The following is a 26,002-nucleotide window of genomic DNA, read 5'->3' as shown; positions in this document are numbered from 1 at the left end:
CGCAGCCTATTCTTTTAACGAGCCGAGAAGCGCTCCTTTAATGAAATACTTTTGGAAAAACGGGTACGTAAAAATGACCGGCAGCGTGGTGAACACGATGATCGCGTATTTCAGTTGGATATTGGAAAGCATGTTGGCCACGGCATTTTTCGTATCCTCCAGCGACAGCATTTTTAAATCGACCGATTGCTGCACGACGACGCGGTACAAATACATTTGCAGCGGGTGCAGCTTTTCGTTCGGCAAATACACGAGCGCGTCGAACCAGCTGTTCCAGATGCCGACGACCGAATAAATCGCAATGACCGCCAGAATCGGTTTGGAAATGGGCAGGATGACCCGGAACAGCAGCTGCAAATGGGAAGCGCCGTCGATAAAAGCCGATTCCTTGAGTCCGTCCGGAATGGTCGTAAAAAAGGTTCTGACGAGAATGATGTTCCAAATGCTGACCATGCCGGGGATGATCACCGCAAACATCGTGTTGTACAATCCAAGCTTGTTGACCAGCAGATAGGAAGGAATCAACCCGCCGCCGAAATACATCGGGATCAGCAGGAAGGCGACGAGCCATTTTCGCCCTTTAAGCGTGCGTACCGTTAGCGGGTATGCGCCTAAAACAGCCGTAAGGCAGTTCAACAACGTCCCTGCGGCCACGTAGATGAGCGTATTGGAGTATGCCCACCACATTTTCGTGTCGCTGACGATCAGTTTATAGGAATCGAGAAAAAATCCTTTCGGGTACCAAAACACGTTCATGGCCGCCACTTCCGTCGGCGAACTGATGGACATGATCACGACGAGATAAAATGGATACAGCGTAATGAGGCAAATGAAAAGCGCAAGCGCATACAAAACAATGTCGACCGCTACAGAACCCTGCTTGATCTTGTTCGGATTTCTTCTGACCGAGGCGGCCATCGTACTCCCCCTTACCATAAGGCGTAATCGGAATATTTGCGGCTGAGCGAATTGGCGATGTACAGCAGCGTGAAGTTTAGGAGCGAAATAAACAATCCGACCGCCGTCCCCGAGCTGAAATTTCCGCCCAGCAAGCCGTCGCGGTACAAATACGTGCCGATGACATCCGCCGTCTCGTATACCATCGGGTTGTAGATAAGCAGGATGAACTCGCTGTTTGCCGAAAGCAGGTTGCCGATCGCGAAAATAAGCAAAATAAAAATCGTCGGCCGGATGGAAGGCAGCGTAATATGGAGCATTTGCTTGAAACGGTTTGCGCCGTCCATTTTGGCCGCTTCATATAAATGAGGATCGACGGAGGACATGGCCGCCAAATACAAAATGCTGCTCCATCCGAACGATTTCCAAATGCTTGTGATCGTATAGATGGCCGGAAAATAGCCGGGTTCGGTATTCAGCGCCACCGGCGTGCCGCCAAACAGCTTGACGATCGCGTTGACGATGCCGTCCGTATTGATAAAGGACAAAACCATGCCCGCCACGACGACGTTCGAAATGAAATGGGGCAAGTAACTGGCCGTCTGCACGTATTTTTTGAATATGCCGCTTTTCAACTCGTTCAGCAGCAGCGCGAACAGGATCGGCACCCAAAAGCCGAACACGAGAAAATAAAAGCTGAGCAAAAACGTGTTGCGCATCAATCTTCCGAAATACGGGCCGTTAAAAAAATCGATGAAATGCCGGAAGCCCACCCAGTCGGTATCATGAAGCGAGAAAAAAGGTTTTCCCGGGTAATAATTTTGAAAAGCAATGATGACGCCGTACATCGGAATGTAGCTGAATATAAAAATATGGACAAGAACGGGAAGCATTATCAGGTAGAGCTGCATATTGTCGCGCCATCGGAACGACATGCGCCCGCCCGGTTGTCGAACGGCTTTCATGGTCTTCCCCTTTCTTCATCGGTCTCGCGGTCTTGCGGGCCCGCTTCCGCTGGATTCATCATAATGGGCCGTTTCAAACGAAGGCAAGCAACATTTTTTGATCGGCTTCGCAATATTTTCGGAGACGGAACATTCCGGTTTTGCAAAAAGCAGGAAATCCCCGTCGTTATAAGGTTTCTTGGAGATTTTAGCCGGTTCATGTTTTCCGCAAATCGAGATGCCCGCCAGAATGTTTTTCTCCCAGCTTTCCTGCGTTTGGCCCGCGCCGCCGTTGGTTAAGCCCGCCCCCTCCTCCCGAGTCTTCCGCTACTCTTTTGATAGTTCCGCTATCGGCAAAAACACCTCTCGTCCCGAGAAAAGTTCGTAAATGAGTCGTTTTTCAGGAAATACCCAATAAAAAAAGTGAGTAATTCATATAAAATCCGAACAATAACTTGATAATTCCTCGTTTTTTTTGTATTATAAATCTCGTGAACTCCTTATCACCAAAAATATTTCATAGTTTGAAGGTGACCAATGGTTCATTCCGATTCCAACGAATTCAAGCAGAAGCTGAGCCAGGTATACAATGATGTCTCGAAGGAACTGTTCGGCTTTGGAACTTCCTTGCTGAGAACAAGCATCCATCCCGAGGCGATCGCGATTTATGCCCGGCACCGTCGTTCTCCCCGCTCCACCGTTCTGGAAGGCGAGGTTCCGGCTTTGAAATACGAAGTCGACTTTTATATGTCGATGATCTACAAGAAAAAGCTGAAATCCCGACTGGAGGATGAGCTGGATCTCCGGATCGAAGCTCTGCTTCGGGACTACGATCCCGCAACGCAGTGGGCGGTCACGAACATTATTTTAAAAACAGATTCATAACCCGCGGCGCTTTCCTTTTGATTTATCTTAAGGACTGCCCGTGCCAGGAAAGCAAACGGATGCCGCTATTTCTTTGTTTACATTGAAAAAGCGCTCTAGTTAGAGATTCATTCTACCTAGGGCGCTTTTCTTTTTTCTGAAATATACAAATTTAACCAAAAATCATACGGGAGTGAATCATCGTGAAAACAACATGGATCAAAGGACTACTTGCCTGCAGCCTTTCCGCGCTTGTCCTGGCCGGATGCGGCAGCACAAACGGGGACGGAGGAGATTCGTCCGGCGCCAAGAAGCAAAAACTCGTCGTCTCGACTTGGGGCTTTGCGGAAGACTTCTATAATAAGGAAGTTTATGAACCGTTCGAAAAGGCGCACAACGTCGACATCGTTCTGGAAACGGGGAACAATGCCGACCGGCTCAGCAAAATCCTTCAAGGAAGCTCCGACGTCGACGTCATCTACTTGTCGGATTATTACGCGCAGCAGGGCATCGAAGCGGGCGCCTTCGAAAAAATCGACCGCAGCCGCCTCAAAAACCTGGACCAAATTTATGACATCGCCAAAGCGCCCAACGGAGAGGAATACGGTCCTGCCTATACGGTCGGCCAACTCGGCATCGCCTACGATCCGAAAGCGGCCGGCATGAAAATCGAGTCTTGGAGCGATTTGTGGAAACCCGAGCTGAAAGGCAAGCTGACGATGCCAAGCATTACGTCCACCAGCGGCCCGATGATGGTCGACGCCGCCTCCAAAGTTGCGGGAAGCGCCGAGTTTAACGAAGACAAAGCTTTCGAACGGTTGACCGCGCTGAATCCAAGCGTCGTGAAATACTACAGCAAAACCTCCGAATTCGTGAACATGTTTACCCAAGGCGAAGCCGCTGCCGGGCCGATCATGCAAATGTACGTGGGCGACCTGCAAAAAGCCGTTCCCGGCATCGAATTCGTCACGCCGAAAGAAGGCGCGTATGCCATCATCAATACGCTTAACGTCGTCAAAGGCAGCAAAAACAAGGCATTGGCCGAGGAATTCATCGACTGGCAGCTGAGCCAGGAGGTACAGGAAAAAGCGGCGAAAGCCAAGGTCGATTCCCCTGCCAATAAAAACGTAAAACTGACGGCCGAAGAAGCCGAAGGCGTAACCTACGGACCGGAAGTCGTCGAGAAGCTGCAAAAGCTCGATATGGGGTTCGTGAACAGCCATTTGAAAACATGGACCGACCGCTTTAACCGGGAAGTCACCCGCTAAGCGTTTGCGGGTCCGTGCAACATTTGTACGGCAGGGGCTGCTTGCCCCTGCCCTTTTTATTCAAGCCACGAAAGGGGAATCCACGTGAAGAAAGCCATATTGGACGTAGATACGGGCATCGACGATGCGCTTGGCATCATGCTTGCGATCCGGAGCGGCGAGCTGGACGTGCTCGGGATTACGACGGTGAACGGCAACGTGTCGCTCGAAACGGCAACGACCAATACCTGCAAAATTCTGGAACTCATCCACGCCGCGCCCTCCATTGCGGTATATCCCGGGGCATCCCGTCCGCTTATGCGCGACCGGCTGTTCGAGCACCGGGTCCATGGCCGGGACGGGCTTGGCGGGGCATTGGCCGATATGCGCCCTGCCGATCGCGTCGACCGGAGCCTGTTCGGTCCCGATTTCATCATCGAACAGGCCCGGCGTTTTCCGGGGGAAGTGACGCTGATCGCCACCGGCCCGCTGACCAACGTCGCGCTGGCCTTGGCCAAATCCCCCGGGCTCGTTCATGATCTGAAGGAAGTCGTCGTCATGGGCGGCGCCGTCCAAACGTACGGCAACATTACGCCTGTGGCGGAGTACAACATGCACGTCGACCCGGAGGCGGCCAAGCTCGTTTTCCAGGCCGGGTTTCCGCGCCTCCTGATGGTCGGCCTCGACGTGACGCGCACGGCTTTGCTCTCAAGCGAGCATATCGACGCCATGGGATCCTCGGAAATCGCGAGCTATGTCCGCGCCAGCACGGCGGATTACATGAAGCGCTATTTCGAACGAAACGGCGTCCAGGCCTGCGCCATGCATGACCCGCTGGCCGTCGGGGCGGCCATCTGGCCCGAACTGGTCCGATCCGCGCGGCATTACGTCGACGTGGAAACCAGAAGCGAACTATGCGACGGACAAACGGTATGCGATTTTCAGAACCGCCTGCAGCGGGAGCCGAACGTCGACGTCTGCCTGGAGGCCGATGCGGACGAATTCATCCGCCGCTTGATCGGCGTCCTGCGCGGTTGATTTTATCAAGCGCAAACGGCTGCTCCGTCTTTGATAAATTTAAAAACGGGAGATTGCATTCATGAAAAAGCGATACTTGTACGTGCTATTGGCACCCGGCCTGCTGTTTTTGACGTTGTTCATGATCGTTCCGCTCATCCTGACGGTCGGATCGACCTTCTTCAAGGACGGCGGCTTTACCGCAGGCATCTACGCGCAGTTTTTTAAAGACGCGTATTTCCTCGATATATTGGGCACGACCCTGCTCGTCAGCGTCATGACCACCTTGCTGTGCATTGTGATCGGTTTTCCGGTCGCATATTATTTGTCCAAACTTCCGCCGCGCAAAAAAGGCATCATGCTTGCGCTTGCGATTTTCCCGTTATTGACGAGTTCGGTCGTCCGCTCCTTCAGCTGGATGATCATCCTCGGCAAAAACGGCCTGGTGAACAATCTGCTGACGGCCCTTGGCATCATCGATGAACCGCTCAGCATTCTTTATACGCCGGCGGCGATGATTATCGGCCTGGTCCATCTGTTCCTGCCGCTTATTCTCATTACGCTCGTCGGCGTCATGGAATCGATCGATCACGATTTGGTGCGGGCGGCTCAAAGCCTGGGCGCTTCCAGGCTGACCGCGTTCCGCAAAATCGTCGTCCCGCTCAGCATTCCGGGGCTGATCGTCGGCAGCATTCTCGTGTTTGTCGGCAGCCTGACCGCTTATACCACGCCTGCCCTGCTCGGCGGCAAAAAACGCGTCGTCGCCACGTTTTTGTACCAAAACGCGATTACGCTGAACGATTGGCAGGCCGCTTCGGCCATCGCAACCATCATGATGATCATCACGTTTGTCGTCATCGGGCTGATGAACAAAGCGGCGGCCAAATTCAAACCGAAGGGGTAGAGACGCATGAAAAACAAAAATCCGGGGCTTTCCCTGTTTACCTTTATCGTCTACTTGTTTTTGCTCGGGCCGCTCGTCATTATCGCCGTGACCTCCTTTGAGCCGGGAACGGTGCTGAAGTTCCCGCCGACCGGATTTTCGCTGAAATGGTACCATAATATTTTCGAAGTCGAGATGTTCATGAGCACGTTCAAAACCTCGATTCTGGTATCCCTGCTGGGGAACGTGCTGGCCATATTGCTCGGGATTCCGGCCGCCTACGCGCTGAACCGCGCGTCGTTCCGGGGCAAGGAGACGCTGAACGCGGTCTTCCTGTCTCCGCTGCTCATTCCCGGCATCGTCCTTGGCTTCACGCTGCTGAAATACGTCGTGATCGCCTTTCACATTCCGATTTATGCGTCGCTGCTGATCGGTCATACCGTCATTATGCTGCCGTTCATTATCCGGGTCATCGGGGCAAGCCTCGCCGGCTTCGATTTTGCGGTGGAAGAAGCGGCGCACAGCCTTGGCTCAAGCCGTCTGGCCACCTTTTTCAAAATCGTCCTGCCGAATATCAAGTCCGGCATCATCGCATCGGTGCTGCTCGCTTTTCTGGAATCGTTCAACAACGTGGACATTTCGCTGTTCATGACAGGACCCGGCGTCAGCACGCTGCCGATCCAAATGCTCACGTACGTCGAGAACTATTTCGATCCTACCATCGCGGCCATTTCGGTGCTGCTGATGCTCATTACCGCCGGATTCATGTTCCTGATCGAAAGGCTGCTGGGTCTGACCTACTTCACCAAACAATAAATGGAGGCGTAAGACGATGTCTTTACTGCAACTTGAAAACGTATCGGTCGCTTATGACCAGCAATACATTTTGAAGGACTTCAATCTCTCCGTCGAAAAAGGCCACCTGATCTCTTTGCTGGGCCCGAGCGGCTGCGGAAAAACGACGACGCTCCGGCTGATCGCCGGTTTTCTCGACGCCACGGACGGCCGCTTTGCCTTCGGGGGAAAAGATTATACCCGCGTCCCGATCAACAAACGCAATTTCGGATTCGTCTTTCAAAGCTACGCGCTGTTCCCGCACATGTCCGTCTACGACAACGTGGCCTTCGGCCTGCGGCTGCGCAAGGTCAAAGAAGACGAAATCAAAAAACGGGTCATGCGAATGCTGGAAATCGTCAGCCTGGGCGGCTTCGAGAGCCGCTTCCCGCAGGCCCTTTCCGGCGGGCAAAAGCAGCGGGTCGCGATCGCGCGCGCGCTGGTGATCGAACCGGACCTGCTGCTGTTCGACGAGCCGCTGTCCAACCTGGACGCCAACCTCAGGGTCAACATGCGCGTCGAAATTCGCCGCATTCAGCAGGAGCTTGGCATTACGGCCATATACGTATCCCATGACCAAGAGGAGTGTTTTTCCATTTCCGACCGGGTGGCCGTCATGAACAAAGGAATTATCGAACAGCTCGATCAGCCTTCGGTCATCTTCCAATATCCGAAAACCGAATTCGTTGCCCGGTTTATCGGTTTCAACAACTTTATCGCTTTCGAGGAACGCGAAGACGAAGGTTCGTTCTACAGCCTGCGCAGCGGGGACTACCATTTTCACGCCGCCAAAGCGCCCGGCATGCCCGCAACGATGAAAGGCGCGATCCGCCCCGACGATCTCATCGCCGGAACGCTTGCGGAAATTCAGCCCGGCGACAACGTGCTGACGGGCAAGGTCAAGGTCAGCACTTATCTGGGCCGCAGCTACCAGTATGTCGTCGTCACTCCGCTTGGCGAATTTACGGTCAACAAGGAAATGCAGCAGCCCTATGCCAATGGGCAGGAAATCCGCCTGTTGTTTCCATCGGAGAAGCTTGTACTTGTCGAATAACCATAGGGGGAATTTATCATGCAGCCAGACCTGCTTCTGCTCAATCCCAAAGTATACAACAGCTACTTCAAGCAATGGACGGAAGCCAACGTCGCCGTCAAAGACGGGAAATTCATGTATATCGGCCCGAGCGGGGAAGAAACGTTCCGCGCCAAACAGGTGATCGATGCCGGCGGACTGTACATGATCCCGGGTTTTATCGATATCCATCTTCATATAGAAAGCACGATGGTCACGCCCGCTTCCTTTTCGGAGGGGCTGCTTCGGAACGGCGTGACCACGATCGTGCCGGAGCCGCATGAAATGGCCAACGTTTTTGGCCTGGACGGGGTGCTGGAAATGATCAAAGCAAGCCGGGAATGCGCGGTGGACATGTTTTACGCGATCCCAAGCTCGGTTCCGGCCACCTCGCTGGAAACCTCGGGCGGCTCCATCGAAATCGAGGACATGGAGGCTTTGCTGGCGACCGGCGACGTCATCTGTTTGGGCGAAATCATGAACTACGTGGATATCATCACCGATCCGGACTGCAAAACGAACCGGATTTTGAAGCATATGAAAGAACGGCATCCGGAGCTGGTCATCGAAGGGCATGTGCCGAAGCTGCTTGACCTGGACCTGCAGCGCGTCATCTCCGCCGGCGTCGATTCCGACCATACGCACCAGACGGTGGAAGGGCTGAAGGAAAGGATCGGCGCAGGCATGTTCATCGAAATCCAGGAGAAGTCGATGACGCCGGAAATTATGGATTATCTCATCCAACACGACGTATCCGAACGCTTCTGCTTCGTGACCGATGACGTGATGGCCGATTCCTTCGAAGCCCGGGGACACCTGAACCATATCGTCCGCAAAGCGATCGGCATGGGCATGGCGCCCGAAAAGGCGATTTACGCCGCTACCTTCTCCCCTTCCCGCCGGATGCGGCTGTACGACCGGGGAACGATCGCGCCGGGGAAAATCGCGGATTTTCAGCTGATCGCCAATCTCGAGAGCATGCAGCTGGAAACGGTGTTTAAAAACGGCAAGGAAGCCTATTCGGCGTCTAATCCATCCCCGCTGCAGGCAACCCGGTACCGGTTTCCGGAGCATTTTTACCGGAGCGTGCAGCTTAGCGAGCTGAACGAAGCGGATTTCGCCGCTCAGGTTGACGTGGAAGACGGCACCTATCTATGCCGGGTGATGACCGTTCGGGACGGCTCGACGTTTACCCAGGAAAGCCATATCGAATTCGACGCGGTCGGCGGACGCTTGAAATGGGAAGGCACCGGCTGCGGCATGATCGCGACGTTCGAGCGTTACGGCAAACACGGCGGCAAAGCTTTCGGATTCATAAACGGCGATACGATCCAAAAAGGCGCGGTCGCCACGACGTATTCCCATGATAACCATAATCTGCTGGTTATCGGCCATAACGTGGCGGACATGCTTCTGGCGGCAAACACCGTCATCCGGCAGCAGGGCGGGTTCTGCGTCGTCTTGGACGGCGAAGTGATGGCCAACATGCATCTGCCGGTCGGAGGCATCCTTACGGAAGAGCCGCTCGGAGCGGCGGCCGAATCGGTCAAGCAGCTGCGGGAGGCGATGCAGGCGCTTGGATACAAGCATTACAACCCGATCATGTCCATCGCGACCCACTCGCTGCCCGTCAGCCCGTATTTGAAAATTACCGACCGCGGCCTCATCGACGTCAACGCAGGCCAAATCGTGCCGCTGATCATCGAAAAACGGTAGCGGCCATCCAAAAAAGCCCCGCAAAAGGAGCACCATCGGCTGCTCCTTTTGCGGGGCTTAGTTTTTTTCTGGACTCTTCCTTTAGCTTTTCGCTTGACCTTCTGCCCGCGACCGCAGGCCCTACTCCACCCTCGGCTTGGCCGGATCGCAATTGGGCCTTGGCACTTCCCCGAACTGGGAAAGCTTCTGCAAATAATAACATTCTTCCCTGTACATGTGATCCGGAACGAGTTTGTTCAGGCGGGTCAACAGTTCGGCGCTGATATCCAGCTCCTCCACCTCCAGCAGAAACGCCATGAATGCGGACATTTCCACGTCAACGTCGGTATGGAACTTTTTGATCGAAGGATACGTCGGTTTTAACGTGCGCAAATAGCCGACCAGCTCCAGCGCCTTCAAATAAAATTCATTAAAATGCTGTTCGAATTCCTTGCTTTTGCGGATCAACCTTCGTTCGACCCCGTCCAGATCGGATGCGATCGACGCGGAATGAAAGGCCGCATCCGGCAGCCACAGCAGGTCGTGATGCAGCGGATGATAACGCGGCACCGGCTTTCCCGCAAGCAGCTCCTTCAAAATCCTTTCGTACTCCTCCAGCTCGTTGATCATGTGGTTGATGAAGGTCGGGGACAAGCCGATATCGATTTGGCGGAGAAGCACGCGGTCCAGGAGGCTTAATTTGAAGGACCGCAACTCGGCCGCGGCTTGATACGCCTGCTCGTTCAGCTGCTTCAAATCCTGCTCCGGCCCCAAGCTCCGCGACTGCGCCAGCAGCTGGTCGAACAGCCGGATAAACCGGTCCGCCGTCCGGACGTCCGCAGTTTCCTTGGATGACAGCCCGTTAAAGATAAACCTGGCATGGTCCCCCAATATTTGCAGCCAAAACCTGTGTTCGAACAGCGCCTCGTCGTTCATGCGAAAGCCCCCTTCAGCGTTATTGTAGCCGGGCCTTTTGCAAGCTTCGAAAAACGGATCCGTCGCTTGGGACGGAAAGCGGCAAAAGGCTTAAACCAGCTACAAATATATGCTTGGAGGGACCCGGATTATGCCGGGGAAAAAGGGCTTGAAGCGAACCCTTCGGGAGCCTCGAAAGCGGAATCGCCCGTTTTACAGCAGCCCCGATTTTTGCACCTCCGCATAAAAGTCATGGAACTGAGGAATGTTGAGCTGCTGCGCCGCGTCGGACAAAGCCGTCGCCGGATCCGGGTGCACCTCGACCATGACGCCGTCCGCGCCTGCGGCCAACGCCGCTTTGGCGCAAGGAGCCAAAATGTCTTTGCGTCCCGTCGAATGCGTTACGTCGACCAGTACCGGAAGGTGGGTTTCCTGCTTCAGGATCGGCACCGCCGAAATGTCGAGCGTGTTGCGGGTCGCCTTCTCATAGGTCCGGATGCCGCGTTCGATCAGCATGACCTGGCTGTTGCCGCGGGACACGATGTATTCGGCCGCATGCACGAATTCATCCAGCGTAGCCGCAAGTCCGCGCTTTAGAAGGATCGGCGTCCGCACGTCGCCGGCGGCTTTCAGCAGCTCGAAGTTTTGCATGTTTCTTGCGCCGATCTGGATGACATCGATATAATCGCAAGCCAGCTCGATATGCGCCGGGTCCACGATTTCGCTGATCGTCTTCAGGCCGAACTCGTCCGCTACCTCCTTCAATATTTTCAGCCCTTCGATGCCAAGCCCCTGGAAGTCGTAAGGGGACGTTCTCGGCTTGAACGCGCCTCCGCGCATGACGGTCATCCCTGCCTCCTTGAGCGCTTTGGCGACGGTGCGGACCTGCTCGTAGCTTTCGACCGAACACGGCCCGGCGATCATGACCGGTTTGCCGCCGCCGATCGTGACGCCGCCCAGTTGGATGAGCGTATTTTCCGGTTTCTTTTTCCGGCTGACGAGGAGATGTTTCTTATGGTCCACCTGCTGGAGCGACAATGACGCTTGAAAAATTTGCTTGAACAGATGCCGTACCGTTTCATGGTCAAACGGCCCTTCGTTGCTGGCTACCAGCTTCTCCAGCATTTCCTTCTCCCGGACCGGATCGAATTTCGGGACGCCCTGCTTTTCTTTTTCGACGCCCAGCTCCTGGGCGATTTTGGCCCGCTCCGACAGAAGCGCAAGCAGCTGCAGGTTCACCTCATCCAGTTTCGTGCGCAATTGTTCCAAACGTCCTTGACTCATCGTACGTCTCTCCTTTATCCCTTGGATTCGATTTTTGAAAAACAAAAAGACCCCTGTCCGTCAAGGGACGAGGAGTCGCGGTACCACCCTTATTAGACATGCCCGAAAACAATAGCGGCATATCTCACTTCTGGCCTTTTAACGCAAGGTATACGGGCATGCCTACGGTCTGCGGAAAGCAGACGTTCAGATGCCGGCTCCGAAATGAACTTCGGCGGGTGCGGTTATTCGGATGCTCTCAGTCTACCGGCATGCCGTCCCTGTTAATACGTTCTCCGCTTACTCTTTCCTTCATGGCTTGTGTCGTCGAATGAAATTAAATGCATTGTATTACAACCTGAACCCGGGTGGCAAGCATTTTATTTAACGCTTAATTGCTTCATTGCAGCGCAGAAAGATAGGTCAGCCCGAAAAAGACGCCGAAAACCTCCCGGTTATGCGATCGGTTTTTCCGCTCGTTTATCTTTCATCGCCCTGTTGTAGCAGTTGATCAGTTCATCAAGCACCATCGACTGCCGGATCACCTTGGGATTCCATACCTCTCCGTATTGATCCACCATATGGTAAAGCCTCTGCCTGGCTTCTTCGATGGAAATTTGCGTTGATTCCGTGCTATTCATGAATTCCGGTTACCTCCCTGTCATTTTGGTTGCTTTTATCGGTACGAGTCGATGCTCTACCATTCTCTCGGCTCAACTATGCTCTTCTTAGGCTTTTCATGCTCTTATTCGGGCGGTATTTCCCTCCGGTGACGTCGGACGGCAACAAGCTCTATGTATGCAATCGCTGTTGTTTCCTGCAATCAGCCGTAATTTTTCGTCAGTAACTGCCGTTTGCCAGCGTTTCCTTACGTGGAAGAAAAATACAAATTTTAGAATAATATCTGTATACAGATAATATTATGTTGGATTTTATACGCTGGTCAATAATAAAATTCGAATCTATGAAAACAATTTTATTTTTTCATACTTCCGCCAAAAATGCTGTCAAACTGCGGATAAAACATTGTCAATCCTTGCAAAATCCTCCCGGATAACCGGCCTCGGGCGTCCTGGGCCCGCCACTCCAAGGGGGGTTAAACAAACCGCCGGCGCATGAAGAAAAAAACGACATTTCTGCCGTTTAATCATTGAACCTTTGAAGTTGCATATTCCTTTTGCAAGCATGGAACTCCATTTTTAACCTTTTACCGCTCCTTCGGTCAAGCCCTTTTCGATGAATTTGGAAATAAAGAGATAGATGAACAGGATCGGCATGACCGTCAGCGTCACCGCCGTCGCCATGAGGCCGAAGTCGGTTCCGTACTGCGAGCTGATTTCGCTGAGCAGCGCCACGATCGGGCGAACCTTCTCTTTGTTGACGAAAATGAGCGCAGAGAACAGGTCGTTATACGACCATAAAAACACGAATATGCTGACCGAAGCAAAAGCGGGCCTCGAGACGGGCATAAACACCTTCGTAAACATCTGCCACCGGTTGCAGCCGTCCATAAAAGCCGCTTCTTCGAGTTCCTTGGCGATCGTCGACATATAACCCGCGATGACCAGCGTCGCAAAAGTCAAATTGCCGGCCGTTTGCGGCAAAATCAGCCCCCAGTACGTATTCACCAGGCTTGTTTTGATCAAAAGCTCATATACAGGCACGACCGTCGCGAATGCGGGCACCAACAACGTCGCGTACAAAATGGAGAAAATGAACCGTTTGCCCCGGAACGTAAACCTGGACAAGACGTAGGCGGCCAATCCGCCGAACAGCAGCACGAACAGCACCGTGCCTCCCGACATGATCAGGCTGTTCACGTAGCTTCTGCCGATATTGATCCGGTCGAATGCGGTCGTATAGTTGATGAACACGGGATCCAGGGCAAGGGAAAAGGACTTGTTCATGACGTCCCGCGATTCCTTGAACGAGTTGTTGACGATCCAAAACAGCGGATAGATCGTCGTCATGGCCCAGGCCGACAATACGATGTACATCAGCGCCGTTCCCAATCTGAAACGTTTTTTGCTCTGCATAGCTGGCTGCATAACGATTACACCCCTAATAACAGCTTAATATGTGATTTCTTCGCTTTTTAACAAACGATTGGCAAGCAATGCGATGACGACCCCGAGCACGACCATGTAAATCGCGACCGTCGAGCCGTAGCCGAAGTTTTGGTCGACCATCGCCTTTTTGTACATGTAGGTTCCCAGCACTTCGGTCCCGTTTTGCGCCCTGGAGATGACCCATACGAAATCGAACACTTTCAAGGTGCCGGTGATCGCCAGCGTAATGACGACTTTGATGTCGCTCAAAATCAGCGGGATGGTGAGTTTCACCATTTTTTTGAAGCCCGATATGCCTTCGATTTTGGCGGCGTCGTAATAATCCTCGGGAATTTTGGACATTGCCGTCACGAACAGGACGAAATAAAAACCGACGTAATGCCACACGGTCGGAACCGCGATCGCCTTGAGCGCATTGGTCTCGCTGAGCCACAGCACCTTCTCGAGGCCCAGGCCGGCAAGCACGTTGTTGAGCAGTCCGAAATTGTAGTTATAAAACAACACGAACAACAGCGAAATCGCCGTACCGGAAATGACGACGGGGAAAAAGAATACGGACCGGAAAAACCCCTTCAGCTTCGTAATGTTGTCTACCATGACCGCCAGCACCAAAGCGATTCCCACCTGGAAAATCAGGACGTACAGCATGATTTCAAGCGTGTGCAGCGTCGCCGCGCCCAGCAGCTTATCCGATACCAACCGTTCATAGTTGTCCCATCCGATAAACTTTTTATCGAAAAAACCTTTGGTCCGGTAAAAGCTGAAATACAAACTTTTGAAAAACGGGTAATACAAAAACAACGTCAAAAATGCAGCCATCGGGAACAAAAATATCCAGATATACTTGCGATCGCCCTTCATCTTTATCACCACTTGAGTTTTATTTTCGCGAGCCGCCCCAATCCTCCCGAATTTAAAAGAGGACGCCGCCTCCGAGGAGGACGGCGTATCCGGGTGAAGCTTTGGGTCAAGCCATTGGATCACGTCAGGCTTTTACTTCTTGTTGGCATCCTCGATTTCTTTTGCTTCCTTCAGCACGTCGGCCGGGGACTTCTTGCCGGTCACGACCGCTTGAACGCCTGCGCGCAGCGTCGAGAACGTTTCCGGAGCGACCATCGAGTCGATCGGGTTGTTGACGGAGCTTGCGCTTGCGGCCATGGCGAATCCATCCGTCGCCGTTTGCGTTTTGCCTTTGATTTCGACGCCGGCCGCTGCAGGCGTGCCGCCGTTGGCCAAAGCGATTTTTTCGATGACGGCAGGAGAAGTCAGATGCTTCAGCAGCGCGATCGCCGCGTCTTTTTTGTCCGCGTTGTCATACGTCGATTTCGGGAGGTAGAAGCCGCTGCCGAAACCGCCAATGATGTCCTTGCCTGTTCCTGCGCCGCCCGGCATTACTGGAAACGGAAGAACCGTCGTGTTGTCGATGACGTTCGGGTCTTTCCAGTTGCCCATCGCCCAGGAGCCTTCGAGAATCATCGCGGCTTTGCCTTCGCCGTAGTAGTTGGACGCCATGCTCAGGTCGATCGTGGCCGCGTCTTTCGGGAATGCGCCGAGGTCGTACAGCTCCTTCATGGCCGCGTAGCCTTTTTCCCAGTTCGGATCGATGCCGTCCAGAAGGCCGCTGTTATGTCCCTTCGCTCCCGCGGCGGAAAGGATGAAATGCTCGATGACGTAGTGGGATTGGTCGAATGGAGCCGCGAGCGGAATGATGCCTTTTTTGGACAGCGTTTCCACCGCTTTTTTCAGCTTATCCCAATCCGTCGGCAGCTCGAGGTTGTTGTCCGCGAAGATTTTTTTGTTGACGAACAAACCTTCATAGAAGCCGGTCAATGGAACCGCATAAATGTTGCCGTCTTTTTGTCTCGTGTTTTCGAGCGCTGCCGGGGAGAAGCCGGCTTTCCATTCCGGATCGGCATCGAGAATTTCGTTCAGCGGCACGACTTTGCCCGCATCGACGAAACCTTGGGCATCCGCCCCAACGAAGTAGAACAGCACGTCAGGTTCGTTGCCGGACGTCATGTCCGTGTTGACTTTCGTTCTGAAGCCGTCGTCGTTGGCCGACATGGTATCGTTTTCAACTTTGACGTTCGGATTTTTCGACACGAATTCGTCGATCGCGGCCTGGAAGGCTTCGCGCGCGGCGTCGGTGCCGCCGAATGTCGAGAATACGCGGAGCGATACGTCTTTTTTCGGCGCCTCTTCCTTCGGCTTTTCCGATTCCGTTTTCGGTTGTTCGGTCGCCGTGTTTTTCTCCTCGGTTTTGCCGCATGCGGCCAGGAACATCGTAAACACGACCAGCATGCTCAAAAGAATCAATGAAGACCTTTTCACTTGCAAATCCCCCTCAATATGGTTTTTTCATATGCGCTGTTCGACTTATGCTGTCTGTTCTTATCATACATTAGTTGCAAATTTTGTAAGGGGATACATTCCTCTAAACGACGGGGAAATATTCACAATGGGACTCGGGAAACAAAAAAAGCACCCCTGGAAATGCGCCGGTCGAACCTGAAACGGTTCATGCCGACGCCTCTTTCCGAAAGGTGCATCCCTCGCTTGATATGAAGTTGGTCCGGATGGCCCGGAGCTTGCCGTTTTCTGTCGTATTACCTGTTGCCTGCCCCGAAGACGGTGCGCGAATCGCCCCGGTAATCGTTGACTTTGTTGCCCCGAAGCGGCTTGCGGCGCCCTGCTCCCACGATCCAGCGGGCCCCCGGCATGCGGGACAACGCATAGCTGATGCCGAGCGAAGCCAGAACCGTCAATGCAAAGGTGAGCAGCGCAAACGGCAGATGGCTGCCGGCAAGGTTCAGGGGACGGGTAAAATAAGCGATGACGTAAATCACCAACGCATGCGCAAGATAACCCCCGAACGAATAGGTGCCGATCCATGAAAGCAGGCGCAAAAAGGCTTGGTTCCGCTCCCGCAGAAGAAGCAGCAGCCCGTACAAAAACAGCATTTGCGCCATGATGATAATAAAGGTCGAAGGCTTCAGATACGTGGAAATGTTCAGGTTGACGGTTTCGCCGGAGCCCCGCAGCACGTCATAGCCGAGACGGATGTACATTCCCAGAAAAACCATTCCGCACCATGGCAGCAGCTTCGTGCACCATGCCCGCCAGTTCCCGATGTTTGCGGCGCATGCCGCGCCTAGCAGAAAATAAAATCCGTACATGAGAAACGAATAGCTTCGGTGCGTTACCAACGCTGCCCACGGGCTTCCGATTCGTCCTGCCCAGTAGCCCATCCGGTAGTAGGACAGATACAGGAGGATGATATAACATGCGCCGGCGAAGGCCAGGACCGCCAAAACGCTCCCGGTGCGTCTTCCTTCGTCCAAAAGGTTGATTTTGTTTTTGGCGCCTCTATAAAGCGCGGCCAGCAGCGGAAAACAAATATAAAATTGAATGATCATCAGAATAAACCATAATTGGTAGCCGGTTTGCGGCTGGACCAGCTCCCGCAGCAGGCTCCCCCAGTCTTGTCCTCCTTTTTGCCAGAACGACGGCGTAAACGCGCGGACGTAAAGCCAGTAAACGATCGTCCAGAACAGGAATGGGACGAAGACGGTCTCAAGCCTTTTGCGGATAAACGCAAAATAATTCAGCTTCCCGTCATAGTTATAAAACATCAGCACGGCCGATAAAAAAACAAAGGTCGGCGTTCCGAATCGGGTCATATGGTACATCATCGTCAGCATCGTGGAGTCGGCCGGTTCAATATCGGCCCTGTAAATGTACTCCGCGATCGAATGCTGCATGACGATAGCCAAAAAAGCAAGGCTCCTCAGCTGCGTCCATTCTTCAATGCGCGGTTTGCCCATGGAAACTCCTCCTTCATGTGCGGTTACGCGCAAGTATACCTTTTGAATATTAAACGAACCTTAAAGCCCGGACCGAAAACGGTTGGGAAAATGATGTAACTCGAAGTCATCTATGCCCTCGGACAACACGAAAACCGCCCTTATGAAAGGGCGGCTGCGGCAGGCTGCACAAAGCTTCCGGCGGTATAACCCGGCTTAAAACCGAACGGATCCGATGCGGGCGCGGACGTTAACGTTTCCTCCGGGATTTGCCTGCATCGCTTGAAACGCCTGCACCGCCGCATTGGCAATCTCGGCATCCTGCACGCTGGTGCCCCCGCTGACGCCGATGCCGCCGACGATCTGCTCGCCGACTTTTAACGGAATCCCTCCGGCGAGAATGACGACGCGGCCGCGGTTGGTGGTGTTGATCCCGTAGGAAGGCCCGCCGGGCTGCGCCGCTTGCGACAGGTTCGCCGTCGGCATTTGCATGCTGACACTTGTCCAAGCTTTATCCTGTGCAATCCCGATTCCGGCCAGGCGGGCATGGTCCATGCGCTGGAAAGCGACCAGATTTCCGCCGTCGTCCACAATCGCGATATTGCTTGCCAGGCCCATTTGCCGGGATTTTTGCTCCGCTGCGGAGAGCAGCCGTTTCGCCGTCTCCAATGATAACTTCATCAGGGCTTCACTCCTCGTCTTTAACTCATTCCAGGATATGCGCATGGATGGAAATCGTGATATTCGTCTACCCAAATACCGGCTGATTTTGGGCTGTCGCCCCCTGCATCGATCCCGTCCGCAAGCGCAAAATTTTTGGGGATCGGCCGTTAATTTTCCTTGCCGGCAGGCCATTCATGCCCCGAATACCGATGGCTGCCCGCGGAGGGCAACACGTTTTGGAACGTCACGGTATGCGTTCGTCCGATGGAGCCCTTCACATCCGCCACGATGGTTGTTATGCCGCCATTTTGCGCCACCTGAACCGAGTCGTCTTTCGCGACCGGCGAAAGGCCGGCTTGGCGAAGCTCGACCGTGATCGTGCTCTGCTGCTGGGTCGGGTCCGACAAGGCCAGTGTAATCTCTCCGCCGGTCTGCTTCAGCATGACCGACGCCGGATTTTTGGCGGTGATCGTACCGATCGTCCCCGGGACCCAGAAGTTGGCTGCGGTCATGCCGAGCCTTTTTTGCTTGACGGCCTGCAGCTCGGCCGTATTGCTCATGATTTCGACCTGAGGATTGCTGCTGTACGCTGCCGTGGCGGCGGCGTCTTTGCCGGGGAGCAGGACATAGGCATAACTCGCGTTCGCGGGTTTCGTTCCATGTTCGAACGCCAGGCTGAAGTAATTACGAGTGATCGGCGTTTTGGACTGGCCGCTGTTGATTTGGCTCCATGATCCCGTTCGGGATTCGCGCAAAGCGTAAAGCTGCGGGGCGCCGGGGAAATAATAGCCCATGTCCGAACCCGGCACGTTGCCCGCAAGATGCGCCCATTTGACGCCGCTAAGCGTTTCGGACCAGTCGAGGCCGTCCGGCTGCCTTGCGCCGTTGACCGTAAGCGCGTTGTCGCCGGCCGCGTTTAGCTTTCGGTTGTCGACGATCGTTTCGACCGGTTTGGGTCCGGCCGTCGTGCTCGTGATCCCCGCGCCCAGCGCGACGATTTCGTCGTCGAACATGAACCACGACTTTTTCCCCGTAAGGCTGCTTCCCGTGACCTGCGACAGGGAAAAATCCATGCCGGCCGCGCTGTAAAGGCCGTCGATCGAGGTCCCGCCGACCCATGTTTTGGTGTTCATGTAGCTTTTCCATTCTCCGGGGATCATCCCTTCTCCCGATCCGTCCGTCGTCGTGCCGGGGAGGCGGAACGAGTTCACGGTCGGCCAAAAGCCGTCCCGGAATTGCTTCAGGTCCCGGTCATAGACGTAGGTCATGCCGATTCCCGTATACCAGCCTTTCAAGTTTTCGTTGTTTCCTTTTTCGAATGCGGAGATGCGGTTGGAAAACAGGCTCAGCCCGAACCCGTACCCCTCCCGCAAATGCGCGACGCGGTCCATGCCGGCAAACACCCGGCTTTTGACCAGTTCGCCGCGCGGCTGAACCGCCGCATCGTTCATCAGCTGCTTCACAAGGATCAAGTCGTAGACGGGCAAACCGGCGTAATAGTCGGCATACGTCGTGTCTTTGCTGATCCATTCCTTGGCCATGCTTTTGATGGAGGCGGCGACGTCCGCCGGCGCCCCTTCGGCAAGCCGCAGAAGCGTGACGATCGTGCCGCGGGCGCTGCCCGATCCTTCCCGGGATATCCCCCTGCCGTTCACCATGTCCATGTACAACCCTTTATAAATAACGGGCTCGAACGTATCCGTTACCCAGCGGTATACGTTGTTTACGTTCGGATCCGTCACCGGCCACGGCGATCCGTTCAACAGGTACGTCATGTCGGCGGCGCGGCTGAGCCAGACGGCCCCGTATCCCGCGGTGTAAGCGATATTCGAGTGCTGAACGAGCGATCCGTCCTTGTACACCCCGTCCCCATGGCTCGCGTAAGCAAATTCCGGTCCGATGGCATCCCGGCCGAGCGTGATTTTCGCGCTGTTTTTGCCGATGACTCCGCGAACGGTGACGACAAGCGCTTTGTCCAGCAAATTGGCGCCGGTCATGTTTGTACCTTTGACGCCCAGCACGGTGCCTTTTTTCGGATCGGGATCAAACGCATCGACAGCCTTCATGTAATTGGCGATTTGCTGCGGCGTCAGCTCGTCGTACATCAGCGCGACGGCATCGTTCAAAATTTGCGGGGCGCCGATCTCCCAATCCCACCAGTTCCCGTAGGCGCTTTTCCTCTCGTTGTAACGGTTTGCGTACATCCAGTCCAAAGCGCCGACGATCGCGTCCCTTAATCCGGCGTTATGGTAAAGCCTGGAGCTTGGCGTGGAATAAGCGACGGCCATCGTCCGGATTCTGCCGTAGGCGCTTGAAATTTGCGCCGAGTCCGTCGGGCTCTTCAAGTCGTTCCACAAATAGGTCCGGCCTTCCGTTTGGTTCAAAAGATCCAAATACCCGCTGCCGGCGTCATTCGAAACGCTGTCGTCGATGCTGGCGACGGCCTCCCTTACGTTCGGGTCACCGCCAAGGTTCCCGGAACCGCCCGTTAATTTTTCAACCCATTTGAACCGCAATTGGCGGTAAGCTTCGGCTGTTTCGGCCGATTCGACGTTCACCAGGCATTGCGCTTTGACGCTTCCGTCCGGCGTGGCTGCCGTGATCGTTGCCGTACCGGCCGCGATCGCCGAAAGTTTCCCCGCGGAATCCACGGCAACCGCATCCGGGTTGCTTGAACTCCAGACGACCGTTTGATCCGCCGCATCGGCCGGCGTCATCGTCAATCCAAGCGTCAAGGATTCCCCGACCCCCATCGATACGGCAATTTGATCCAGCGCCAGCCCCGTGATCCCGTCATATTCCTCCAAAACAACGCCGTCGAACCAGACCTTCCCCGTTCCGGTCTCGAGAAACGGTTCGATGACCAGCTTCGTCACGCCTGCGGGAATGGTCATGTAGACCTGCTGCAGCGTCCAATCGTTGGTGCCCAGCAGCTTGGCCGAAGCCGGCCCGTCCCCGACTTTGCTTGTATTGTAAAACTGCGTCCTGAAGTAGGCCCCGGTGCCGATCACGTTCTCCGTTTTCACCCACATGCTTAATTTGTAGGATTTCCCCGCGGCAATGTTCGTCACTTTTTGGTTGACGGATATCCTGCTCGTTTCGAACGCGTCGAAGGCGATCGACTGCATGCCTTCATGGCGCGTGGTTGAATCCAAGTACACGCGTGCGGTCTGGTTCGGGGCTTTGCCGCTTCCCGTCGGTATCCATAATGCCCAATAGGCCGGAGCCGGGCTGGTCACGCCGCTCCAGCTGGCGTCCGGCGTGGAGGCCGTCTGCTCAAAACCACCGTTGGCCAGCAAGTTGGCCGTCCCGGCCCGCGCTTTTTGATCCGATGCCCCGAAATTCCCGGGAGAAAATAAAAACAAAAACATGCTGACAGCCAAAAGTACACTGATTTTCCTCACTAACGTTCACCCCGCCGATTCAATTTTTGAAAGACAATGGGAGCATGGAGCAGAAGCGCAATCGAGCATTCATGAGCCGGCGGCCGTCATCAAAAAGGGACTTGTAACCGTTTTCAAATGTTGTATGTATAAACCGGGGATCCGCCGAACAAAGTCGTGAACCCCCGGTGAAGCCGTTTTTTCGGTCGGCCGCCGCTTGCATCCAAAGAATATCGTACGTTGCAGCAACGCCTCCAGGCATGCTGAACCGCTCCTCGTAAACATTATACATTTCGGCAAACCGTTTGCGAAGACCCAATCCGTTAGAAACTCGGGCCTTTACAGGGCATTCAGCTCGATCTCGAATCCCAAATCCTCGATGATCTGGTGATCCGCCGTAACTTCCTGGCCTGCCGTCGTCAAATAATCGCCGACAAAAAGCGAATTGGCGGCATACAACGCCAGCGGCTGCAGGGAACGAAGGTTGACCTCGCGCCCCCCGGCGACGCGGATTTCTTTTGACGGGCAAATGAACCGGAATAACGCCAACACCTTGAGCGCTTTGACCGGCGCCGTGCGTCCCGCGTTTTCCAGCGGAGTCCCGGGTATGGCATTCAGGAAGTTGACCGGAATCGAATCGGCGTCCAGCTCCCGAAGCGCGTACGCCATTTCGGCGATTTCGCCGTCGGTTTCCCCCATGCCGATAATAACGCCGGAACAAGGGGACATCCCGTGAGATTTTACCTTCTCCACCGTCTCCACGCGCTGGTCGTAGGTATGCGTCGTCGTAATCGATGGATAGTTCGTTCGGCTGGTATTCAGATTGTGGTTGTACCGGTGCACGCCCGCCTCCGCAAGGCGTTCGGCCTGGCCTTCCTTCAGCAGGCCCAGGCAGGCGCAAATTTTGAGCGGCATCGTTTCCCGGATTTCCTTGACCGCATCGACCACCTGATCCAGCTCCCGGTCCGTCGGGCCTCTGCCGGAAGCGACGATGCAGTACGTTCCCGCCTTGCGCGACATGGCTTCGCGCGCCCCGGCTAGCAGCGTTTCCTTGTCCAGGAGGGTGTATTTTTCGATCGGCGCCGTCGATACGATCGATTGCGAGCAATACCCGCAATTTTCGGGACAAAGGCCGCTTTTGGCGTTAATGATCATATTCAGCTTCACTTTTTTTCCGTAGTAATGCTTTCGCACCTCAAAAGCCGCCTGCAGGATCGGCAGCAGTTCATCGTCGTCGGATCGGAGCACCGCCAGAGCCTCCTCCATCGATATCCGTTCTCCGTTCAGCGCTTTTTGGGCAAGCTCCCGCCACGGGTTGACCGAAATCATGCTCATGGAATGAATCCCCCTCATCATGTTATGGATAAAACCGCTCTGACCGGTTCCAGCCGGATCGTTTTCCGGGCGGTGCCGCGCAGCCGAAGATAAGCGGCGGTCCGAACCGTATGGTTCACCGTGCCGATGCCGGTCATCGCTTCAAGCTCGGCTTCGGCGCTGACAAGCGGGCATCAAGACGACCGCCGGCCGTTCACGTCGAACAGCTTGATCCCTTTCAAATCGTCAACCAATTATATTAACAATGGTTAACAATTGAATAGTGCCATTCTATCAAACCATAATTTTCTTGTAAAGCGCCTATGCGCCGATGTCTCTAGCCCTCCTCCCCCGTTTCGTGGAGCGAATATGCCGAATTTTTTGAATGGTTGTCCCCCCTCTTTATGCCTAAAAAAGGCCTCGGCTCCAAGCCTGCAGCCACGCAGAAAGACCGCCGCGCGCCGTCCTCCCGCCGAACGGGCAAAGAATTGTCAACCTTACGTTAAAAAGGCATCCTGATTTTTCGCGGGCAGATGGTATGATAATAAGCAAAGACAAGTTATTATTTGCCGTAGGAAGTGAGAAAACGATGTGGAAGCCCGACCGACATAACCCAAAACCGCTCTACGAACAAATTGCGGATCATCTCGAGCAGCGGATTTCTTACGGCGAATTTCCTCCGGGGAGCCTGCTTCCGTCCGAAAGGAAACTGGCCGAACAGCTTGGGGTCAACCGTAGCACCGTCATTTTGGCATTCGGCGAGCTTCGCTCCATGGGGATTATCGAAAGCCGGCCGGGGAGCGGGACGCGGGTAAGCAAATTCAAATGGGGGGCCGTGCCCAAACATACCCCGAACTGGAAGCGGTATGCCGAAGGCGGGAGTTTTTTGCCGAACCTGCCGTTTTTGCGGCGCATACGCGAAGCGCTTCAGCAAAACCCGGCGCTGATCGATTTTGCCAGCGGAGAGTTGTCCGCGGATTTGGCGCCGATCGAGGAAATGACCGAACTGATGGGAACTAATCCCTATCCTTCATACCTGGGGTACGGCCACCCGCAAGGATATATGCCTTTAAGGCAAGCCGTCGCATCGTACCTGGACCGGTACCGCGGAATCCAGGCGACGGAATCGTCGATTTTGATCACTTCGGGATCCCAGCAGTCGCTTTATTTGATCACGCAATGTTTATTGTCTCCCGGGGACGCGGTGGCGATCGAAGATCCGTCGTATCACTATTCGCTGCCGATGTTCCAGTCCGCAGGGCTCCGGCTGGTCCGCCTCCCGGCCGACGAGGAGGGGATCCTGCCGGAGGAGATCCGCTCGCTGCACAAAAAACACCGCATCAAAATGATATTCGTCAACCCGAATTTCCAAAATCCGACGGGGACGCTTTTGTCGGACGACCGGCGCGGGGCGCTGCTGGAAGTCGCAAGCGAACTCGGCCTGCCGATCGTGGAGGACGATCCCTACAGCTTGACGGATTATGAAGGCATCCCCCGTTCGCCGCTGAAATCCATGGATCGGGTCGGCTCGATCCTGCATATCGGCTCTTTTAGCAAAATGGCCGCTGCCGGCCTGCGCGTCGGCTGGATGGTCGCCCCCCATTCCATCGTGGAACGGCTTGCGGATGCCAGGCAGCAAATGGATTTCGGACTCAGCGTCATACCGCAGCAGGTTGCGGCCCGGTTCCTGGAATCGCCTTATTTCGAACCGCATCTGCATCGTTTGCGCACGCAGCTCCGGCGGAAGCGGGACCTGCTCGTCGAGGCTCTTCAGCAAGAACTGCCGGATTCCGTCCGTTTTCATGTTCCGCAGGGCGGCATCCACCTGTGGTGCCGACTCGTTCCAAGCGTGAGCGATGCCAAGCTGCTGGAAGAGGCAATCAAAAAGGGGGTCGTGTTCGTGCCGGGCAGCGTGTACGGCTCCGATTCGGGGTACGTCAGGTTCACGTTCGGACGGGCAAAAGCGGAAGAGATCGGCCCGGGAATCGCGAAATTCGCCGAAGCTCTGCGCGGATTGACCGATTCGTTCCCGACCGTAAAGAAAGCAAAATAAAAACGGCCGCGCTTCTAGAAGCGCGGCCGTTTTTCCATGTGTCCTTTTATTATTTGCCCGTTCCAACCATAATCATGATGACGGCAAGCACGATGATGCAGGCGACATAAATTCCGCTGAGGCGCCCCCACTTTTTCCCCGTGTGCTTGAAATAATTCGGATCGCTTTCTTTATTGCTCTTCGATTGCCCGATCATCATGGTTGCGACAAAACCGGCCGCCATCACGAGCACGGCCATCACCAATAACCAGAACATCTTTCCCCTCCTACCATGGGTCCTACCTGAACATGTCTCATTATAATCAAACGGCCGGGTCCTGACACCATCCATTGACCCGCCCGTTTGAACCATCCAGTTTACTCCCACAATCCGAGCTCCTCGTAAATTTTCCGCGAAACGACGCCGTCCTGCCTCCATTGACGTTCGCGCTGGAATCTTTTGACGGCGGCGGTGGTCCCGGGGCCGAACCTTCCGTCGCATGCGCCATGAAAGTATCCCGCGCTTTTCAGGCGGGATTGGATGAGCTGCACGTCCCCGCCGACGTCGCCTTCGGCGAGGTCTCTCGGATTTTGTTGCGGTTCGCCCAAGACATGGCCGTGAATCGTGACTTTCGTCCCGATCGGAATCATGTCGTACAAACGAATCACGTCGGCGTTGTTCATGCGGACGCAGCCGTGGCTTGTGTGCTGGCCGATGGAATAGGCTTTATTGGTGCCGTGAATGCCGTAAATGCCCCAAGGAACGTTTAATCCAAGCCATCTGGGGCCGAAAGCCGGTCCCCAGTTTGTTCCTTTGTAAACCACTTTGTATTCTCCGATCGGGGTTGGGGTGGAGGGGTTTCCAACCGCGACGGCATATTTCTTGACGATCAAGCCCTTTTTCTTGACGATAAGCCGATGTTTGTCGGGATAAACCTCGATGGCGAATTCCCCTTCATCCGCAACGATCGGCAGCGACGGTTCGGCAAAAGCGGACTCGGTTTGAACGCCCCCTATCCAGCAAACCGCCAACCCTAACTTCAAGATTCGAACAGCTAATCTATGGATCTTTGGCCGCAACATGGTCACCACTTTTATAGTATCATC

General features: G+C 54.6%; 22 protein-coding genes. 8 read left to right on the top strand and 14 right to left on the bottom strand.

Going from position 1 to position 26,002, the window contains the following annotated elements:
- Window positions 1-6: 6 nt before the first annotated feature.
- Both KI367_RS13985 and KI367_RS13980 read right to left on the bottom strand, forming a co-directional pair.
- Entirely contained in the window at window positions 7-918 is a 912-nt protein-coding gene (locus KI367_RS13985; RefSeq protein ID WP_052146856.1) for a carbohydrate ABC transporter permease, read from the bottom strand.
- 11 nt (window positions 919-929) lie between these two features.
- Window positions 930-1,862, bottom strand: coding sequence for an ABC transporter permease (locus KI367_RS13980; protein ID WP_052146855.1), 933 nt, complete (start codon window positions 1,860-1,862; stop codon window positions 930-932).
- Window positions 1,863-2,378: 516 nt separating this feature from the next.
- Here KI367_RS13980 and KI367_RS13975 point away from each other — a divergent pair.
- From KI367_RS13975 to KI367_RS13945, 7 genes are all read left to right on the top strand, one after another.
- The gene (locus KI367_RS13975; protein ID WP_036708005.1) at window positions 2,379-2,726 is read left to right on the top strand and encodes a hypothetical protein; all 348 of its coding nucleotides are present in this window, start codon (window positions 2,379-2,381) and stop codon (window positions 2,724-2,726) included.
- Window positions 2,727-2,908: 182 nt separating this feature from the next.
- On the top strand, window positions 2,909-3,973 hold the full coding sequence (locus KI367_RS13970) for an ABC transporter substrate-binding protein (protein WP_246536912.1): 1,065 nt from the start codon (window positions 2,909-2,911) through the stop codon (window positions 3,971-3,973).
- A gap of 84 nt (window positions 3,974-4,057) precedes the next feature.
- Window positions 4,058-4,990 carry a nucleoside hydrolase gene (locus tag KI367_RS13965; RefSeq protein ID WP_212950369.1) on the top strand — a complete coding sequence of 311 codons (933 nt, stop codon included), beginning with the start codon at window positions 4,058-4,060 and terminating at the stop codon, window positions 4,988-4,990.
- A gap of 61 nt (window positions 4,991-5,051) precedes the next feature.
- The gene (locus KI367_RS13960) at window positions 5,052-5,873 is read left to right on the top strand and encodes an ABC transporter permease (protein WP_212950367.1); all 822 of its coding nucleotides are present in this window, start codon (window positions 5,052-5,054) and stop codon (window positions 5,871-5,873) included.
- Window positions 5,874-5,879: 6 nt separating this feature from the next.
- A complete protein-coding gene (locus KI367_RS13955; protein WP_036707999.1) occupies window positions 5,880-6,668 on the top strand; it encodes an ABC transporter permease in 789 nt (262 codons plus the stop codon).
- A gap of 16 nt (window positions 6,669-6,684) precedes the next feature.
- Window positions 6,685-7,740, top strand: coding sequence for an ABC transporter ATP-binding protein (locus tag KI367_RS13950; RefSeq protein WP_036707997.1), 1,056 nt, complete (start codon window positions 6,685-6,687; stop codon window positions 7,738-7,740).
- 18 nt (window positions 7,741-7,758) lie between these two features.
- On the top strand, window positions 7,759-9,474 hold the full coding sequence (locus tag KI367_RS13945) for an adenine deaminase C-terminal domain-containing protein (RefSeq protein WP_212950365.1): 1,716 nt from the start codon (window positions 7,759-7,761) through the stop codon (window positions 9,472-9,474).
- A gap of 120 nt (window positions 9,475-9,594) precedes the next feature.
- Here KI367_RS13945 and KI367_RS13940 read toward each other — a convergent pair whose 3' ends face one another.
- The 10 genes from KI367_RS13940 to bioB form a co-directional block, all read right to left on the bottom strand.
- The gene (locus KI367_RS13940; RefSeq protein WP_212950363.1) at window positions 9,595-10,389 is read right to left on the bottom strand and encodes a DUF2935 domain-containing protein; all 795 of its coding nucleotides are present in this window, start codon (window positions 10,387-10,389) and stop codon (window positions 9,595-9,597) included.
- A gap of 192 nt (window positions 10,390-10,581) precedes the next feature.
- Window positions 10,582-11,652, bottom strand: coding sequence for a bifunctional 3-deoxy-7-phosphoheptulonate synthase/chorismate mutase (locus KI367_RS13935; RefSeq protein WP_036707991.1), 1,071 nt, complete (start codon window positions 11,650-11,652; stop codon window positions 10,582-10,584).
- Window positions 11,653-12,086: 434 nt separating this feature from the next.
- The gene (locus tag KI367_RS13930; protein WP_036707989.1) at window positions 12,087-12,272 is read right to left on the bottom strand and encodes an aspartyl-phosphate phosphatase Spo0E family protein; all 186 of its coding nucleotides are present in this window, start codon (window positions 12,270-12,272) and stop codon (window positions 12,087-12,089) included.
- Window positions 12,273-12,830: 558 nt separating this feature from the next.
- Window positions 12,831-13,679 (bottom strand): carbohydrate ABC transporter permease, encoded by an 849-nt coding sequence (locus KI367_RS13925; protein ID WP_036707986.1) that lies wholly within the window; start codon window positions 13,677-13,679, stop codon window positions 12,831-12,833.
- 24 nt (window positions 13,680-13,703) lie between these two features.
- Complete coding sequence (locus KI367_RS13920; protein ID WP_212950362.1) at window positions 13,704-14,561, bottom strand: carbohydrate ABC transporter permease; 858 nt, start codon at window positions 14,559-14,561, stop codon at window positions 13,704-13,706.
- Window positions 14,562-14,693: 132 nt separating this feature from the next.
- Entirely contained in the window at window positions 14,694-16,031 is a 1,338-nt protein-coding gene (locus tag KI367_RS13915; protein WP_036707983.1) for an ABC transporter substrate-binding protein, read from the bottom strand.
- Window positions 16,032-16,306: 275 nt separating this feature from the next.
- On the bottom strand, window positions 16,307-17,524 hold the full coding sequence (locus KI367_RS13910; RefSeq protein ID WP_212950360.1) for an acyltransferase: 1,218 nt from the start codon (window positions 17,522-17,524) through the stop codon (window positions 16,307-16,309).
- 195 nt (window positions 17,525-17,719) lie between these two features.
- Window positions 17,720-18,184 carry a GlcG/HbpS family heme-binding protein gene (locus tag KI367_RS13905; protein WP_306433237.1) on the bottom strand — a complete coding sequence of 155 codons (465 nt, stop codon included), beginning with the start codon at window positions 18,182-18,184 and terminating at the stop codon, window positions 17,720-17,722.
- Window positions 18,185-18,333: 149 nt separating this feature from the next.
- Window positions 18,334-21,570: a polysaccharide lyase family 8 super-sandwich domain-containing protein gene (locus KI367_RS13900; protein WP_212950358.1), complete on the bottom strand. Its 3,237-nt coding sequence runs from the start codon at window positions 21,568-21,570 to the stop codon at window positions 18,334-18,336.
- A 318-nt stretch (window positions 21,571-21,888) separates the two neighbouring features.
- Window positions 21,889-22,884, bottom strand: coding sequence for a biotin synthase BioB (gene bioB / locus KI367_RS13895; RefSeq protein WP_036707978.1), 996 nt, complete (start codon window positions 22,882-22,884; stop codon window positions 21,889-21,891).
- 568 nt (window positions 22,885-23,452) lie between these two features.
- Between bioB and pdxR the strand changes: the two genes are divergently transcribed.
- Window positions 23,453-24,916, top strand: coding sequence for a MocR-like pyridoxine biosynthesis transcription factor PdxR (gene pdxR, locus KI367_RS13890; RefSeq protein ID WP_212950356.1), 1,464 nt, complete (start codon window positions 23,453-23,455; stop codon window positions 24,914-24,916).
- A 49-nt stretch (window positions 24,917-24,965) separates the two neighbouring features.
- On the opposite strand, the gene KI367_RS13885 is transcribed toward pdxR, so the two are convergent.
- Together KI367_RS13885 and KI367_RS13880 are read right to left on the bottom strand one after the other, a co-directional pair.
- Window positions 24,966-25,172 carry a hypothetical protein gene (locus tag KI367_RS13885; RefSeq protein ID WP_036707974.1) on the bottom strand — a complete coding sequence of 69 codons (207 nt, stop codon included), beginning with the start codon at window positions 25,170-25,172 and terminating at the stop codon, window positions 24,966-24,968.
- A gap of 101 nt (window positions 25,173-25,273) precedes the next feature.
- Window positions 25,274-25,939: a L,D-transpeptidase family protein gene (locus tag KI367_RS13880; RefSeq protein WP_246536911.1), complete on the bottom strand. Its 666-nt coding sequence runs from the start codon at window positions 25,937-25,939 to the stop codon at window positions 25,274-25,276.
- Window positions 25,940-26,002: the final 63 nt, after the last annotated feature.

The organism is Paenibacillus cookii (genome assembly GCF_018333375.1).
In the GTDB taxonomy this organism is placed as follows: Bacteria; Bacillota; Bacilli; order Paenibacillales; family Paenibacillaceae; genus Paenibacillus_AQ; species Paenibacillus_AQ cookii.
Note: the sequence above shows the minus strand (reverse complement) of the source record. Positions and strands in the feature narration are given on the sequence as shown.

Excerpts from the sequence above, each read along its gene's own strand:
- KI367_RS13985 (WP_052146856.1), bottom strand. The coding sequence starts at position 918 with ATGGCCGCCTCGGTCAGAAGAAATCCGAACAAGATCAAGCAGGGTTCT.
- KI367_RS13980 (WP_052146855.1), bottom strand. The coding sequence starts at position 1,862 with ATGAAAGCCGTTCGACAACCGGGCGGGCGCATGTCGTTCCGATGGCGC.
- KI367_RS13975 (WP_036708005.1), top strand. The coding sequence starts at position 2,379 with ATGGTTCATTCCGATTCCAACGAATTCAAGCAGAAGCTGAGCCAGGTA.
- KI367_RS13960 (WP_212950367.1), top strand. The coding sequence starts at position 5,052 with ATGAAAAAGCGATACTTGTACGTGCTATTGGCACCCGGCCTGCTGTTT.
- KI367_RS13955 (WP_036707999.1), top strand. The coding sequence starts at position 5,880 with ATGAAAAACAAAAATCCGGGGCTTTCCCTGTTTACCTTTATCGTCTAC.
- KI367_RS13950 (WP_036707997.1), top strand. The coding sequence starts at position 6,685 with ATGTCTTTACTGCAACTTGAAAACGTATCGGTCGCTTATGACCAGCAA.
- KI367_RS13945 (WP_212950365.1), top strand. The coding sequence starts at position 7,759 with ATGCAGCCAGACCTGCTTCTGCTCAATCCCAAAGTATACAACAGCTAC.
- KI367_RS13940 (WP_212950363.1), bottom strand. The coding sequence starts at position 10,389 with ATGAACGACGAGGCGCTGTTCGAACACAGGTTTTGGCTGCAAATATTG.
- KI367_RS13935 (WP_036707991.1), bottom strand. The coding sequence starts at position 11,652 with ATGAGTCAAGGACGTTTGGAACAATTGCGCACGAAACTGGATGAGGTG.
- KI367_RS13930 (WP_036707989.1), bottom strand. The coding sequence starts at position 12,272 with ATGAATAGCACGGAATCAACGCAAATTTCCATCGAAGAAGCCAGGCAG.
- KI367_RS13925 (WP_036707986.1), bottom strand. The coding sequence starts at position 13,679 with ATGCAGCCAGCTATGCAGAGCAAAAAACGTTTCAGATTGGGAACGGCG.
- KI367_RS13920 (WP_212950362.1), bottom strand. The coding sequence starts at position 14,561 with ATGAAGGGCGATCGCAAGTATATCTGGATATTTTTGTTCCCGATGGCT.
- KI367_RS13910 (WP_212950360.1), bottom strand. The coding sequence starts at position 17,524 with ATGGGCAAACCGCGCATTGAAGAATGGACGCAGCTGAGGAGCCTTGCT.
- KI367_RS13905 (WP_306433237.1), bottom strand. The coding sequence starts at position 18,184 with ATGAAGTTATCATTGGAGACGGCGAAACGGCTGCTCTCCGCAGCGGAG.
- bioB (WP_036707978.1), bottom strand. The coding sequence starts at position 22,884 with ATGAGCATGATTTCGGTCAACCCGTGGCGGGAGCTTGCCCAAAAAGCG.
- pdxR (WP_212950356.1), top strand. The coding sequence starts at position 23,453 with ATGTGGAAGCCCGACCGACATAACCCAAAACCGCTCTACGAACAAATT.
- KI367_RS13885 (WP_036707974.1), bottom strand. The coding sequence starts at position 25,172 with ATGTTCTGGTTATTGGTGATGGCCGTGCTCGTGATGGCGGCCGGTTTT.